The following is a 16,687-nucleotide window of genomic DNA, read 5'->3' as shown; positions in this document are numbered from 1 at the left end:
AAAATACATCTCTTTTAAAACGAGTTATTCAAGTTTTAATTAAATAATTTGTTTATTTTATGAATTACAGGAAGAAGGCCATATTAATGGTCGTGGCTCTCTTTTGCCTTAACATAGCAATACTAGCCCAGGCCGTTTCATTGAAAATGAATAATGTTTCAGTGAAAGAAGCAATGACGCAATTGAAGAATAAAAGCGGATATTCTTTCGTATATAAAGTGGGAGACCTGGATACTAGGAAGATTGTAAGTGTAAAGGCAAAACAATTGAATGAAGCTATCGATCAGATATTGTACGGGCAAGAAGTTGTTTATGAGGTAAAGGGCAAGAATATTATTGTCCAAAAAGGGCAAGCGCGGCAGAATACCTCTAAAGACACTAAAAAGCGTAAAGTCACAGGTACAGTGAGCGATGCCAACGGTGAACCGATCATCGGTGCTACCATTAAGGAAAAAGGAACAACCAACGGAACCGCATCTGATTTGGATGCTAAGTTCTCTCTGGAAGTGTCACCGGGAGCTGTATTGGAAGTCTCCTATATCGGTTATCAGACACAGGAAGTAAAGGTGGGCGACCGGGTATCTTTATCTGTCACCTTGGCTGAAAATCAGCAAATATTGGACGAGGTGGTAGTGGTGGGGTATGGTACAACCTCCCGTAAAAACCTGACTACTTCTATCGCTACCGTAAAAACAGAAAAAATATCCAAAGCGGCTACTAGCAATATCTCAGGAATGTTGCTGGGACGTGCTGCCGGTTTGCAGGCAACCGTTGCCAGTCCCCAGCCGGGAGGAGGTATTAATATCTCCATTCGTGGAGGTGGTACACCGATTTATGTGGTGGATGGAGTAGTTATGCCTAGCGGCTCTTTTGAAGTCGGCACGGGAAGTACGTCACTTCCTTCTTCCGTCAATCGTGCCGGACTGGCCGGATTAAACCCCAATGATATTGAATCCATTGAAATCCTGAAGGATGCTTCTGCAGCAATTTATGGTATCGGAGCAGCGGATGGTGTTATTCTGGTGACTACCAAAAAAGGAAAAGAGGGAAAACCGACCATCGTGTATGAAGGAAGCTATTCCGTGCAAAAACATTATCCTTACCTGGATGTATTGAGCGGACCCGAACTGATGAACATGGTGAATGTGTTCAGTAAAGAGAATTATTTATATGACAAAGGCCAGTATCCTTATGGAAATGCCGCTTATGACGATAAATGGACACCTATCTTTACACCGACACAAATAGCCAATGCCCCGACTACGGATTGGCTGGACAAGGTACTGAAAACAGGTGCAGTGACCAATCATAATCTGACGATTAGCGGTGGTTCGGAAAAGTTTAAATACTATCTGGGCGTTAACTACTATAAAGAAGACGCTACCGTTTATAATTCGGATATGGAGCGATACTCCCTGCGTACAAACATCACATCCCAGCTGACTAATTTCCTGAAACTGACAACAATTGTCAACTTGAATCAGAATAATTACACGAACTCTACTGTCGGCGGAGATGTCGGAAACTTAAGAGATCAGGGAGCCGGAGCACTTTTCGGAGCAATCTTCTATCCCTCTTATCTTCCCGTGTACGATGCCGAAGGACAATATAATGTATTCAGCCGGACGCCTAATCCCGTTTCCATGCAAGATATTAATGACAAATCCGAGCAAAATGGTTACTACATGAACTTCTCACTGGATGTCGATATTATCAAGAATATGCTTTCGGCAAAAGTTTTGTATGGCTTGAACAAGGAAAATACTTCTCGTGATTCATACATACCTTCTGATGTTTACTACGCATTGCAACGTAAATCCAGAGGAAACTTAGGATATGGAAAAAGGCAGCAAAGCACTCTCGAAGGTACATTAACATTCCAACATAAATTTGGAGAGTTATTGGATATGAATTTGATGGCCGGTATGGGACGTTATCTTGATAGTGGCGATGGTTCGGATATATCTTATGAAAATGCCAATGACCATATACAGGGAAGTAGCGTAGGTATGGCAGACGGTCCTTTCTATCCGACTTCCTATAAATATAAGAATGAAAAGAGATCACAGTTTGTCAGAGGAAGTTTCGACTTATTCGGACGCTATGTAGTATCCGCTTCATTGCGTCGTGACGGTACGGATAAATTCTTTCCCAGTAAGAAATACGCCTTCTTTCCATCTGTTTCTCTTGCATGGAAGATGAACGAAGAATCATTTATAAAGAATATCTCCTGGATTAATATGTTGAAATTAAGAGCCAGTTACGGTGAAACAGGTAGCGATAACCTGGGTACAACACTATACGGTATTGTAACGACAACCCGCGAGGATGTTCAATTCAATAATAACTCGGTAACTTACATTCCCTACATATTGTCCGGCGCTAACTATGAAGATGTCACCTGGCAAAAGACAGTCATGAAAAATATCGGATTGGATTTTTCTATTTTTAGAGATCGAATCTGGGGTAGTGTAGATGTATTCCGTAACGACGTAACCCATTTGTTGGGAACAGCGCCGACAGAATTATTGGGAATGCACGGAACACGTCCAATTAATGGAGGGCATTATAAACGTACCGGAGTAGATGTAAGTCTGAACTCATTGAATCTCCAGACACATGATTTTAAATGGACCTCTCAAATTACGATGTCCCATTATAACGCAGTATGGATAGAACGTATGCCTAACTATGATTATCAGAAATATCAGAAAAGGAAAAATGAACCGATGAATGCATTCTATTATTATAAAACGACCGATATTATCGATGTGGATAAGAGTAATATGCCCGAATCGCAACGTTCATTGGGACCTGCCGCCTGTATGCCGGGTTATCCTATTGTCGAAGATAAAAACGGTGATGGAATTATTGACGTGAATGACTCTTACATGGATAACATGCTTCCTAAATTATATTTTGGTTTTGGCAATACATTTACATGGAAAAACTTTGATCTGGATATATTTATGTACGGACAATTAGGTGTAAAGAAATGGAATGACGCATATAGTTATAGTGCAGATGCCGGAAATCTCTCCAGAGGAGTGGATGCGCACAATGTTGGTATCTATTCTTATAACATCTGGAATACCCAGACAAACATGAACGGACATTTCCCGGGTATCGCAATCAGTAAATCAGTGGCTTTACCCGAAAATCTGGGCTTTGATTATACAAGAGAAAATGCCTCTTATGTGCGTGTGAGAAACATCACATTGGGATATAACCTGGGTCCCAAAGAATTATCCATATTTAAAGGGTATATTAGAGGAATACGTGTGTTTGTCGACTTTCAGAATCCTTTGACCTTTACCAAATACAAAGGATATGACCCTGAAATCAACACTTCTTCTTCGAATCTGACCGGAGGACAATATCCTCAAATGAGAGTTTATTCAATAGGTGCAAAATTAACCTTCTAAACTTCAAGCTATGAAATCTAACAAATTATGTCGTATGAAAAAGAAGTTCTTTTTACCGATGCTTGTTTCCTTGCAACTCTTATTCGGTAGTTGTGAGAATAATTTTGATCCTTATATTTACGGAGCTTTGTTACAGGGAGAATATCCTTCCACAGAGCAAGAGTATGTTTCCTATATGATGGTTTGCTACCTGCCTTATACTACGGTTTGGACGTATGATATGGGTTCGGGTGGTTTACAACATGGTATTCATATACAGTCTGGAGGAGCGGTGCGTATGTTTGATTCTGCTTCTGATATATGTGCGCCTGCTACCACAGTAGGTGCAGACTGGGAACGCCTTAGTAAAGGAGATTACAGTAATTGCTTTTATTACTGGCGTGGAAATGTAGACGACGGTGGTAACTTGAATCATTTCCCGAAAACAGCCCAGGTGACCCGTATGACTGAAGTGATTGGAACGTTGGAAAAAGCTCCCCTGACTGCTCTTACGGAAGAAAAGAAGAATAATTTACTTGGAGAAGCACGTTTGTGTCGTGGATTGATGATGTACTTCCTGTTGCATGTTTACGGTCCCGTACCGGTAATCCTGGATCCCGAAAAAGTAATTGATCCGGAAGCGTTGTCGAATACCGTGCGCCCTTCTTTGGATGAAATGACTCAATGGATTACGGATGATCTGGAATTTGCCGCAAAGAATGCTCCCGAAGTAGCCCCGGATTTGGGACGCTATACGCGTGACTATGCCCGCTTCTGCCTGATGAAACACTGTCTGAACGAGGGTGAACACATGGAAGGTTATTATCAGAGAGCGATTGATATGTATAATGAACTCAATACGGGCAAATATGATTTGTTTAAAACCGGAAGTACTCCGTACGTTGACCTGTTCAAGAATGCCAATAAATTCAATAAAGAAATGATTATGGCTGTCAGTTGTAGCCCTACTGCTGATGGTAACCCGAAGCATGGAAATGCGAATCCTTTCCTGATGTGGGCTTTACCTTCTGATGTGGCAAAAGGGGATCCTTTTCCAATGGGAGGTGGATGGTTCCAGGCTTTCAGTATGGATAAAAAATACTACGATGCTTTCGAAAGCAACGACGGTCGTCTGAAAACCATTGTAACCAGTTATAAGGACAAGAATGGTGTCGTTATCAACAAAGATAATCTGGGGGTGAGATGGAACGGATATATTATAAATAAATTCCCGCAGGAAACGATGACTACTTTCCAGGGTACCGATATTCCTTTGGCAAGATGGGCCGATGTATTATTGATGTATGCAGAGGCAGAAGTGCGTAAAACAGGAACTGTACCTTCCGTAGCTGCTATAAATGCGGTGAATCAGGTGAGGAAAAGAGCCGGGCTGTCGGACTTACCGAGTGTGACAACCAATACAAAAGACGCTTTTTTAAACGCTATTTTGATAGAGCGGGGACATGAATTTTTCTATGAAGGTAATCGAAAGATTGACTTGATCCGTTTTAATAAATACGCGCAAGAAATGTATAAGGCGAAAGGCATAATGCCGACGCATCAGTACATGCCGATTCCTAACTATGCAGTCGAACAGGCCATTTCTTATGGAAAAGAGCTGAAGCAGACTTGGGAACGTCCGGGTTGGGCGGAGGATAAGAGCAAAGCGCAACAAAGTATAAATTAAACCTATTAACTGAATAAAAGATATGAAACGTATGAGTTACTATATAATTGGTCTATTATTGTCTTTAATGAGTTGGTCGTGTTCGGATGATGCAGAAACAGGCAGAGAAGAAATTCCGGTGGAAACTGATGGCGGATATTTGTTCGCCCACATGACTAATGCAAATTATGGAAAGTTATATTATGCTGTTTCCCGGGATGGCATCAACTGGGAAACACTGAATAAAGGCCGGATCATCAATAGCGCTTACATTGGACATCCTGATATTTGTCAGGGACATGACGGAGCTTTCTATATGATTGCAGTCAATCCGCTGGCTTTGTGGCGTTCGGAAAATCTGGTGACATGGACATCTACCCAGTTGAATGAAATGATTTTTAATCGTAGTAATGCACAGGGATTCTATACTACCTATTATTGGGGAGCACCCAAAATGTTTTATGACAAGGATAGCGAACAGTACATTATAAGCTGGCATGCCTGCAACGACCCGGATAAGGACGATTGGGACAGTATGCGCACTCTCTATGTGTTGACAAAGGATTTCGAGACCTATACGGAACCACAGAAATTATTCAATTTTACTGGTACGGATGAGAATATGGCTATTATCGATGCTATTATCCGTAAAGTAAACGGTGTTTATTATGCGATCATGAAAGACGAACGCGATCCGGCTGTTGCTCCGGAAACAGGGAAAACAGTCCGTATTGCCACCTCTTCCAATCTGACTGGTCCCTATACCAATCCGGGAGCACCTGTCACTCCGAATGATATGATGCGTGAAGCACCTATTTTTATCGAACGGCCGAATCATAGCGGTTGGTTTATTTATGCGGAATCTTATGCAGCCAAACCTTATGGGTATCATTTGTTTCAGTCTACCTCTATGGACGGGCCATGGAAAGAACGTACTTTCTCCGGACCTAATGTAAAGGATGGTACGGACAGACCCGGCGCACGACACGGCTGTATTGTGAAGGTGAACGAAACAGTTTATCAAGCTCTGCTGAAAGCATATAAAAAATAAATGTATAATCTTAATATGACTGCATTATGAAATATTATATATATACGGTCCTTCTGTTGCTGTTAACGGCATCTTGCAGTGATGACGTACAGAAATGGGATCAATGGCCGGAATGGAAACTTGCCTCTCCTCTTTCTGTAGGAGGTCAAGTGTTGGATGAAGAGATTTACTCTAATTTTCAGGGAAAAAAGCTTCATCTGGAAAAAGGACAGGAAGTCGAGTTTTCGGGGATTGACGAAATAGAATCCATTCTTTCACCGGATTACTTTGAATATGTGTCCGAAAATAAGGCCCGTTTCAAAGGAGAGACGGCTGATTATAGTGTGCTTTATGATCCTGCTAATGAGCTTTTGTACATAGAAAAAGCCGGGGCGACCTATCCGGACGGATTATGGTTCTGCGGAGCCAACTGGGGACATCCTCAAGCGAGGCTGGTTACCACAAGCGGTTGGAGTATGGACGGACCTAACAATGTGCTTTATTGTTATAAAAGTGCCGACAATGTTTTTCAACTGACTCTCTATCTGGCTAATAACTTCTCATTTAAGTTTTTCAAGCATAGAGGCTGGGGAGAGGGAGACAATGAGATCACTACTCTTCCCGAAGATAATATCACTCTAACTACCCCTTTCTTGGTTGCCGGAAAGACGGGAGGAGATTTTATTCCGGGACCGCTGTTCCAACCCGGAGTTTATCTTATCACGCTCGATTTGAACAATAACACTTGTGCTTTTGAAGCGAAAGATGAGAATATTCAAGAACAATCTTTCCTGGTTAACGGTCAGGAAATGGGTATATTAGAAGAGGCTTCATCTTTTCTGGGCATTGCTTTGGAACTTCATAAAGGTGATGAAGTGACTTTCAGCAATTTTGGTGATGTGAGAAAGATGCTTCAACCGGATTTCTTTGAAAACATAATAAAAGATAAAGCTACATTTATAGGAGTAGACGGAAACTATAAATTGTATTATGATCCGATAAACAAACTGACATATCTGGAAAACCGCTCGGTAAATTATCCGGATGGGTTATGGGTTTGCGGATCCAGTTTCGGACATCCTCAAGCCGGACGGGTGACTGTCGGTGCATGGACTTTCAACTTGCCGAGTGATGCATTCCAGTGTGTGAAGGTAGCAGACAATATTTTTGAAACCACTCTTTATCTGGTTAAAGATTTCCAGTTTAAATTCTACAAACAACGTCCTTGGGGAGGTGAACTGGCTAGTACTATTGTCAATACGCAACCTGTTAATTTATTGGGTAAGGGATGGTATTACAGTGATCCGGCAACAGGTGGCACTGGTGGCGGACATTTTACCGGTGATTTTGTAGCCGGACCGGATTTCACACCGGGAGTATATCGTGTCCGGATAGATTTGAATAAGAATATATGTATGTTTATTGATAAGGTGGATGAAGGACAACTTGGACCGGAATCTTATAAAATAAATGGTACGGAACTGACTCAATCTACTAATCCAAGCTATATCGCTGTAGAGTTAAACCTCACGAAAGGACAAGTGGTCGATTTCGAAGGATTTAGTTATCTGGACTATATGCTTCAACCGGAATACTTTACGAATGAAAATGGACAATATACGTTTAACGCTCCGGACGGTAAGTATCGGATTTCATATAATAAGGATAGAGAACTTATATATGTAGAGAAAACGACCGATACGGAATTCCCGGAAACAGTATGGATAACTGGAGCTGCCTTCGGCCATCCTAGAATCAGCGGACTCCTTCCCGATGACATTGGAAATTGGGGATGGGATAATCCAAAAGACTTTATTTGTTGTGTGAAGACCGGAGATCGTGTATATGAAACTAACCTCCTTCTGAACAACGATTTCATGTTCAGATTTTATAAAAGAAAAGGTTGGAATAATGAAATTACTTCGTTTGATGTGACCATCGTATCTGAAGGTGATTTAATAGCCCGGGGCGGTTATTGGGATGGAGATCAATGGAAGGAAACAGAGAACTTTGGACCGGGAAATAATTTCAGAGCCGGTATATATCATGTCAAACTGGATATGAATACAAATACCTGTACGTTTACAAAGAGATAATAGTCTGACATAGGTATTAGTGTTACATAAGATAAAGAGGCCGGGTTTCACCGAAACACGACCTCTTTATACAAATAGCAATGTGGCTTTTTCTTTCAGAAATGTCTTATCATATAGATTCTAAAAATAATATTCATGAAGAATTTCCTATTTGTCTTAACTTTATTGTTTTCATTATCATCCTTTTCCCAGTCTCCGGTCGATAAGTCTTTTCCTCCGGAAGAGTTGTTTGCTTTGGGCTCTTACTATTATCCCGAGCAATGGGATTCCTCCCAATGGGGGCGTGATTTGAAGAAAATGTCGGAAATGGGCATCAAATTCACCCATTTTGCAGAGTTCGCCTGGTCTATGATGGAACCGGAAGAGGGAGAATATCATTTTGAATGGCTGGATCGTGCAGTCTCTCTGGCGGAGAAGTATGGTCTGAAAGTAATCATGTGTACACCTACCCCCACGCCTCCCGTCTGGCTGTCGAAAAAATATCCCGACATACTGATTCAACGGGATAATGGAGTGACCATTCAACACGGACGACGTCAGCACGCTTCCTGGAGTAGCGATCGCTACCGTCATTATGTAGAAAATATCGTTTCCCGCCTGGCAATACATTATGGCAATAATCCCACTGTTATCGGCTGGCAGATTGACAATGAACCGGGACACTACGGGGTGGTAGATTACAGTGAAAATGCACAAGCCAAATTCCGTATCTGGTTACAGAAGAAATACGGCACTATTGACAAACTGAATGATACCTGGGGTGCCTCTTTCTGGAGTGAAACCTATCAGAACTTCGAGCAGGTTCGCCTTCCCAACCAGCAGGAAGTACCTGATAAGGCCAATCCTCACGCCATGCTCGATTTGAACCGCTTTATGGCGGATGAACTGGCAGGCTTTGTCAATATGCAGGCAGACATCCTTCGGCGGCATATCCACAAAGACCAATGGATCACTACCAACCTGATACCTATTTTCAATCCGGTCGATCCGGTACGGATCGATCATCCGGACTTCCTGACCTACACCCGCTATCTGGTGACCGGACATAATCAGGGAATAGGCAGCCAGGGTTTCCGGATGGGTATTCCGGAAGATCTCGGTTTCTCAAACGACCAGTTCCGTAATCGCGTAGGTAAAGCCTTTGGAGTTATGGAACTCCAACCCGGGCAGGTGAACTGGGGAGTGTATAACCCCCAACCTTTACCCGGTGCCATCCGTATGTGGGTGTATCACGTCTTTGCAGGTGGTGGAAAATTCGTATGCAATTACCGTTTCCGTCAACCTCTGAAAGGCAGTGAGCAATATCATTACGGTATGATAATGACTGATGGAGTAACTCTTTCTCCGGGCGGTGAAGAATATGTACGCATTACGCAGGAGATGAAAAAACTGCGTGCCGCCTACGATAAGAAAAATCGTATGCCCGGTCAACTGGCCTCCCGGCGTATTGGTTTACTTTTCGATATGAGTAATTATTGGGAAATGGAGTTTCAGCGGCAGACGGATCAATGGCGGACGATGGCTCACGTGCATAAATATTACAATCTGCTAAAATCTTTTGCAGCTCCTGTAGACGTGATTTCGGAGAAAGAGGATTTTTCCGGTTATCCTTTCTTGATAGCTCCTGCCTATCAGTTGCTTGACAACAAGCTGGTGGAACGTTGGACTGAATATGTGAAGAAGGGAGGACACCTGATCCTGACTTGCCGTACCGGTCAGAAAGACCGTGACGCCAAACTGTGGGAGGCTCCTTTGGCTGCTCCGATTCATCAACTAGCCGGAATAAATAGCCTGTATTATGACCATCTGCCCCACAATCTGTACGGAAAGATCGATTTCGAGGGTAAGGAATTTGCCTGGAATAATTGGGGAGACGTACTGACACCGGCTGCCGGAACAGATGTGTGGGCTGTCTATACAGACCAGTTCTATAAGGGAGCTGCTTCCGTGATACACCGCAAACTGGGTAAAGGAACGGTCACTTATATCGGAACGGATACCGATGACGGCAAACTAGAAAAAGAGGTAGTGCGTCGTGTATATACGGAAGCAGGAGTATCGACCGAAGATCTGCCGTACGGAGTAGTGAAAGAATGGCGCGACGGTTTTTATATCGCTTTAAATTATACATCGGACGTTCAGGAAATAGCCATTCCCGACAAGGCGGAGATACTGATCGGCAGTGCATGCCTCGAAGCTGCGGGAGTAGTGGTGTGGAAAGAAAAATCAGACAACAGGCATAAATAATCAGCTGACAGGAAAAATGAAGATAAAGAATTTGGTCTTTTATACCCTTTACGGGTTTACTCTCTTTGTTTGATCTTAAGATAAAAAATGAACAAATAGATTTATATATTAATCAATTGAAATAGCATGAAAAATAAATGGTGTGTTAATGTTGTGTTTTTATTCTTTTTGGGGATATGTGTATGCGCCTGTACACAGGATTCTAATTCTTCAAACAACAGCCGTTGGTCGGAAGAGAAGATACAGGAATGGTATGACAATCAGCCTTGGTTGGTAGGTTGCAATTATATTCCGGCAACGGCAATCAATCAGATAGAAATGTGGAGTGCGGTTACTTTCGATTCTGAGCAGATAGACAAAGAACTTTCATGGGCACATGAACTGGGCTTTAATACCTTACGCGTTTTCTTGAGCAGTGTTGTATGGCAAAATGATGCAACAGGAATGAAAAAACGTGTGGATGAATTCTTGAATATTTGTCGGAAGTATTCAATCCGTCCTATGTTTGTGTTCTTTGATGATTGTTGGAATCCAGAGTCGGCTTATGGCAAACAACCGGAGCCGAAGCCGGGAGTTCATAATTCCGGATGGGTACAGGACCCTTCATGCAGCTTGCGCAAGGATACGCTGACTTTGTATCCTTTTCTACAAGAGTATATCAAAGATATTGTACGCACTTACGCTCATGATGATCGGATATTGATGTGGGATTTGTATAATGAACCCGGAAATAGTAAACACGAGGAAACCTCTTTGTCTTTATTGACCAATGTTTTTCGCTGGGTACGCGACTGTAAACCGTCACAACCGATTACTGCCGGTATCTGGGACTATAATTCTTCCCGCAAGAATGTTCTGAATGCATTTATGCTGAATCATTCGGACATTATCTCTTATCATAATTACGATAATGAGGCACGGCATGCCGAGTGCATCAAATTTCTAAAGATGCTTAACCGTCCGTTGATCTGTACCGAATATATGGCCCGCCGCAATGACAGCCGTTTTTGCAATGTTCTTCCTCTGATGAAAAAAGAAAAGACCGGAGCTATTAATTGGGGATTTGTTGCAGGAAAGACAAATACTATTTTTGCCTGGGATGAAGTGATTCCGTCGGGAGAAGAGCCGGAGTTATGGTTCCATGATATTTATCGTTCTAACGGAGTACCTTTTCAACAGGAAGAAGTCGATTGCATAAAATCTCAGACAGGAAAAAGATAGAATCCCGTATTCATTTTTCATTTCTGTTTTTTAGTTTTCATATAGGTTACTACCATATATTATTTTATTTTTGCATCATTCTTCTTATGATTTGATAACTACTATAATTAAAACCATGAAAAAACTGAAGATTTTATTATTTCTATGTGTTGTCGCATGTACGCTTACGGTACAAGCACAAAAACAATTTACCTTGAATTCTCCGGATGGGAAACTCCAAACAACTATTACCGTCGGTGATAAGTTGACTTATGACATCCATTGTGACGGACGTCAGATACTGGCTTCTTCTCCAATTTCAATGACATTGGAGAATGGAGAAGTTTGGGGAGAGAAAGCAAAGTTGGCCGGCACTTCCGGGAAAAAAGTAGATCAGATGATTCCTTCTCCTTTCTATCGCGCCAACGAACTAAGAGATTACTATAATGAACTGACTCTCCGGTTTAAGAAAGATTGGAACGTAGAGTTTCGTGCTTACAATGATGGTATTGCATATCGCTTTGTCAGCCGGTCGAAGAAACCTTTCAATGTAGTGGATGAAACTGTAGATTACCGTTTCCCGTCCGATATGGTAGCCTCTGTTCCGTATGTAAAAGCGGGGAAAGATGGTGATTACGAATCCCAATATTTCAATTCTTTCGAGAACACTTATACTACTGATCGATTATCGAAACTGAATAAAAAACGTTTGATGTTTCTGCCGTTAGTAGTGGATGCTGGTGAAGGTGTCAAGATTTGTATCACAGAATCCGGTTTGGAGAATTATCCCGGTCTCTATTTATCTGCTGCTGAAGGGGAAAAACGGTTGACGGGTCAATTCGCTCCTTATCCCAAGAAGACGGTGCAGGGCGGACACAATCAACTTCAGATGTTGGTGAAAGAGCGTGAAGCTTACATTGCCAAAGTAGATAACCCCCGAAGTTTTCCATGGCGAATGAGCATTGTTACCACTTCCGATAAAGATTTGGCGGCAAGCAACTTGAGCTATTTGTTGGCTGCTCCTTCCCGTCTGACGGATATTTCATGGATCAAGCCCGGTAAAGTGGCATGGGATTGGTGGAATAACTGGAACTTGGATGGCGTTGATTTTATCACCGGAGTAAATAATCCGACTTATAAAGCATATATTGATTTCGCTTCTGCAAACGGAATAGAATATGTAATCCTTGATGAAGGTTGGGCAGTCAACCTGCAGGCGGATTTGATGCAAGTAGTGAAAGATATTAATCTGAAAGAACTGGTAGATTATGCAGCTTCCAAAAATGTAGGTATCATTCTTTGGGCTGGTTATTATGCCTTCGATCGTGATATGGAGAACGTTTGCCGTTATTTTGCCGACATGGGAGTCAAAGGCTTTAAGGTCGATTTTATGGATCGTGACGATCAGTATATGACAGCATTCAATTATCGGGCTGCCGAAATGTGTGCTAAATATAAATTGATTCTCGATTTGCATGGAACGCATAAACCGGCCGGCTTGAATCGTACCTATCCGAATGTGTTGAACTTTGAAGGGGTTAATGGCTTGGAACAGATGAAATGGAGTCCGGCTTCGGTCGATCAGGTGAAGTATGACGTACTGTTGCCTTTCACCCGTCAGGTTTCTGGTCCGATGGATTACACCCAAGGCGCGATGCGTAATGCTTCGAAAGGTAACTATTATCCTTGTAACTCGGAACCTATGAGCCAGGGAACTCGCTGTCGCCAACTTGCTCTGTATGTGGTATTCGAGTCTCCTTTCAATATGCTGTGCGATGCGCCAAGCAACTATATGCGCGAACCGGAATCGACCGAATTTATTGCCAATATTCCGACCGTATGGGATGAAAGTATCGTGCTTGATGGTAAAATGGGAGAGTACATCGTAACGGCACGCCGGGCAGGAAATGTCTGGTATGTAGGTGGAATTACCGATTGGACGGCACGTGACATTGAAGTCGATTGTTCCTTCTTGGGCGACAAGACATACGATGCTACATTATTTAAAGATGGAGTGAATGCCCACCGGGTTGGACGTGATTATAAATGTGAATCTTTCCGGATAAAGAATGACAGTAAGTTGAAGATTCATTTGGCACCCGGAGGCGGTTTTGCACTGAAGATCAAATAATAGCTACTTTAGGTTCTATATTCTATCTAAATATTGAACCGGATTTGATAAGTTTGAAATAGGTTCGATGCTGTTCAGTAAATTTGATACAGCATCGAATTTTTATGAACAGGTTGATTGAAGACCTGCCATGCAATGACAAATTAGAACGTGTCAGGATAATGCCGCAATACCTGTTCCTATCAGATTGGCATTATTCATACTTTTTATGTCGATCTCTACGTCTTCCAAACCAAATAAACTGAAGAGTTCCCGTAATTTCTCCATGACAATCATATTATAGTTTTTATCTTTTCTGTTCTTGCTCCAGAAAAGACTTCCTTCGGCAACCAGGCAAATTCTCCTTATCTCCTTATTGTATGACTTTAGCAACATGATAAGCCCTGTAAGTGAAGCTGCAACCAATTGCGCTGATCTGCCATATATCCACTGTGCTACCTGCACATACACTTCTTTATAAATATCGGGATAGTTCATGATAGAGGTAAGCTTTTGTGCATCGAATTTTTCTTCAAATTCTTCCAGAGGGAAAGTCGCTTTTAGAATGTCTCCCAAGTACATGCCGGATACAGCTTTCTCGAAACGTTGTCTTCCCGGATTGTCGGAGATTACATCTACCGTATTATCTACTGCGGTGAGGAATGGTGGATGGAAGTTCCCTGACTCCAGATTAACGGGAATCAAGCCATCAACCTTATGTGACGGACTTAACTTCTTAATTTTGTCAGCCGGAATAAAAGTAGCCATATTGGTACCTGTTCCCACAATCAGACCTATATATGCATCGTAACTGCTGTCGGTAAGTCCTGCGAATAAACTGGCTACGGTGTCATTAAGTACTTTTATATTCGTAAACTTGATTTTATTTCTTTCGTTTAGATAATCCAATAAAGGCTTCCCTACCACTTCTCCGATCATCTCTTTTATGTCAACTCCTTTTGTCCAGCGTAAGAGTTTTGCATCTCCGCTTGGCACAGACTCTGTCGGATAAGAAAAGCAATATCCGATTGGCATTTCTTTTTCCCGTTTTATTCCGGTAATCATGTCTGCCAATTCTTTGAATAATTCCTCGCGGGTATAGCCGGGAGATTTCATAACCGACATGTCTTTCTTCCAACCATTGTTGGGGTGAATAGTTGGAGGAACTTTACTGAAGTCAACGATTGCCACCCGATAATTGGTTCCTCCCAAATCAAGCACTAACGATTTACCATTAATACTACTTGCTTTCGGAGTGATAAAAGTTGGAATGCATTGTATCTCTGCATTTTCAGTGTTCAATCCCTCTTCTACTTTTGCTTTGAATGAACGGGCAATTTCTTTGAGTTGCTCATTATCTAACTGAAAAATATTCTTCTCCATGATATTGACTTTTATTGTGTATACTATGATATATATGAATAACAACTGAAAAGGAATTTTGCTCGGTCGGTATACGGTATATGGATTCGGCCGGATTCCTGATTTATCTCTTTCTTTTTTGCTCTTTCCTAAAAAATAACCTTTCGTTGAATTCAAGTTCTCCTGCAAATGATTTTTCATTTTCATTTCTCATGTTCTCATAAGTTGTATGGTATTTGTTTGTAAATCAATAATATAATGCTATGAGAAATAAACTGTAAAGTGGTATTTCTCATAGTATTTCCATCATTTATCCTTAAAAAAGCTGCATTTCTCATCGGTTTCAACTCATTTTTCCTCTTATTCTCATACTCCTTTTATCTGTTTTGCTTATTTCTCATGCATGATGGCTGCAGCTTTTCCCGAACTCTCGCCGGACTTACGATTATTCCTTTCCTTATGTTGTTTATTAATCAACTTCCTATTGTTTACTGCTTTCCTGTGTATCATTCACCTTATATCTTACTGTTTTCCCTTACTCATTGCCATTTCTTCCTGCTACTATCTGTATCGTTGCACTCAAGTGAACAGATCGTTCCACTCTAGTGGACGGTTCTTTCTACTCTAGTGCACAGGCCTGTTCACTGGGGTGGAACGATACAGATGCAGGTAGGAAAATATGCGAATATCTGCTCTATATACTTTCAATAAGCATTGATAATATATTGTAAAGCGGTGTGCAGTCTGATATTCATCTTGGTCTTTAGTTTAAAGTCTAGCTTGAGAATTTTATAGGATAAATAGCCAAAATAAGATGAGAAATAGTTTAAACCCTATGAGAAATACTCGATTTTACGGACTAAATCATGGCAATACTATGAGAAATACCCTTTTGTGTTTTATTTCTCATAGTATTATCTATTTGATTCACAGATGATTATTATGTATATTATGAGAACATGAGAAATGAAAAAGAAAAATCCTTTTCAGCAAAGTGAAGTTTCTACGCATCATTCTCATACAAGTATCATATTAATGAATCAAACTAAGGAATGGAATCCACTATAAAACCACTATCTCTTATATCTATCTTTCTTCCCTATTATTTTTATGAACTGATTCTTTAATTGCTCCCTAACGCAAACTGATTCCCGGCGCACCTACGCGCCCGCGTGTGATATAATAATGTGTATCCCTCTCGTCGTTTCCGCGCACAATTTCCCTATACATAAAAAATATGTTCTACAACATCGTTATGCGTCAGCACTTTAGCAAATGTATTCAAAAATAATTAGAAAAAATAGTTTGATATATTTGGAGTATATATCAAAAGGGCGTACTTTTGCACCCGCTTTCCAAGAGAAGAAAGCCTTGACAAATTGACTTAGTGAAAAAGTGGAATCCCACTTAAAGAAAAGAACAAAAAAACTTCCGAAAAAGTTTGGATTATAATAAATAAAGTTCTTATCTTTGCAGTCCGATTTGCAAAGAAAATTGGCAAGAGTTATTCTTTCATACATTCTTTCCCTTTCGCATAGAGAGCCAGAGAAACCAGCGTAAAAAGAAAAACTA

Annotated in this window: 8 protein-coding genes; 7 read left to right on the top strand and 1 reads right to left on the bottom strand. The window is 41.3% G+C overall.

Annotated elements, in window-relative coordinates:
- The first annotated feature begins 59 nt into the window (after positions 1-59).
- From DWZ47_RS07645 to DWZ47_RS07615, 7 genes are all read left to right on the top strand, one after another.
- Positions 60-3,425 carry a SusC/RagA family TonB-linked outer membrane protein gene (locus DWZ47_RS07645; RefSeq protein ID WP_032856062.1) on the top strand — a complete coding sequence of 1,122 codons (3,366 nt, stop codon included), beginning with the start codon at positions 60-62 and terminating at the stop codon, positions 3,423-3,425.
- Between the two features lie 10 nt (positions 3,426-3,435).
- A complete protein-coding gene (locus DWZ47_RS07640; protein ID WP_004307063.1) occupies positions 3,436-5,091 on the top strand; it encodes a RagB/SusD family nutrient uptake outer membrane protein in 1,656 nt (551 codons plus the stop codon).
- Between the two features lie 31 nt (positions 5,092-5,122).
- A complete protein-coding gene (locus DWZ47_RS07635; RefSeq protein WP_004310635.1) occupies positions 5,123-6,121 on the top strand; it encodes a family 43 glycosylhydrolase in 999 nt (332 codons plus the stop codon).
- Positions 6,122-6,147: 26 nt separating this feature from the next.
- Positions 6,148-8,196 carry a DUF5125 domain-containing protein gene (locus DWZ47_RS07630; protein ID WP_004310636.1) on the top strand — a complete coding sequence of 683 codons (2,049 nt, stop codon included), beginning with the start codon at positions 6,148-6,150 and terminating at the stop codon, positions 8,194-8,196.
- 135 nt (positions 8,197-8,331) lie between these two features.
- Positions 8,332-10,443 carry a beta-galactosidase gene (locus tag DWZ47_RS07625; protein WP_004310637.1) on the top strand — a complete coding sequence of 704 codons (2,112 nt, stop codon included), beginning with the start codon at positions 8,332-8,334 and terminating at the stop codon, positions 10,441-10,443.
- Between the two features lie 126 nt (positions 10,444-10,569).
- Entirely contained in the window at positions 10,570-11,664 is a 1,095-nt protein-coding gene (locus DWZ47_RS07620; protein ID WP_004310638.1) for a cellulase family glycosylhydrolase, read from the top strand.
- Positions 11,665-11,779: 115 nt separating this feature from the next.
- A complete protein-coding gene (locus tag DWZ47_RS07615; RefSeq protein ID WP_004310640.1) occupies positions 11,780-13,774 on the top strand; it encodes a glycoside hydrolase family 97 protein in 1,995 nt (664 codons plus the stop codon).
- Between the two features lie 153 nt (positions 13,775-13,927).
- Here DWZ47_RS07615 and DWZ47_RS07610 read toward each other — a convergent pair whose 3' ends face one another.
- A complete protein-coding gene (locus tag DWZ47_RS07610; RefSeq protein ID WP_004307069.1) occupies positions 13,928-15,136 on the bottom strand; it encodes a hexokinase in 1,209 nt (402 codons plus the stop codon).
- Between the last annotated feature and the right edge of the window lie 1,551 nt (positions 15,137-16,687).

It is taken from the genome of Bacteroides sp. AF32-8BH (assembly GCF_003435205.1).
In the GTDB taxonomy this organism is placed as follows: Bacteria; Bacteroidota; Bacteroidia; order Bacteroidales; family Bacteroidaceae; genus Bacteroides; species Bacteroides ovatus.
Note: the sequence above shows the minus strand (reverse complement) of the source record. Positions and strands in the feature narration are given on the sequence as shown.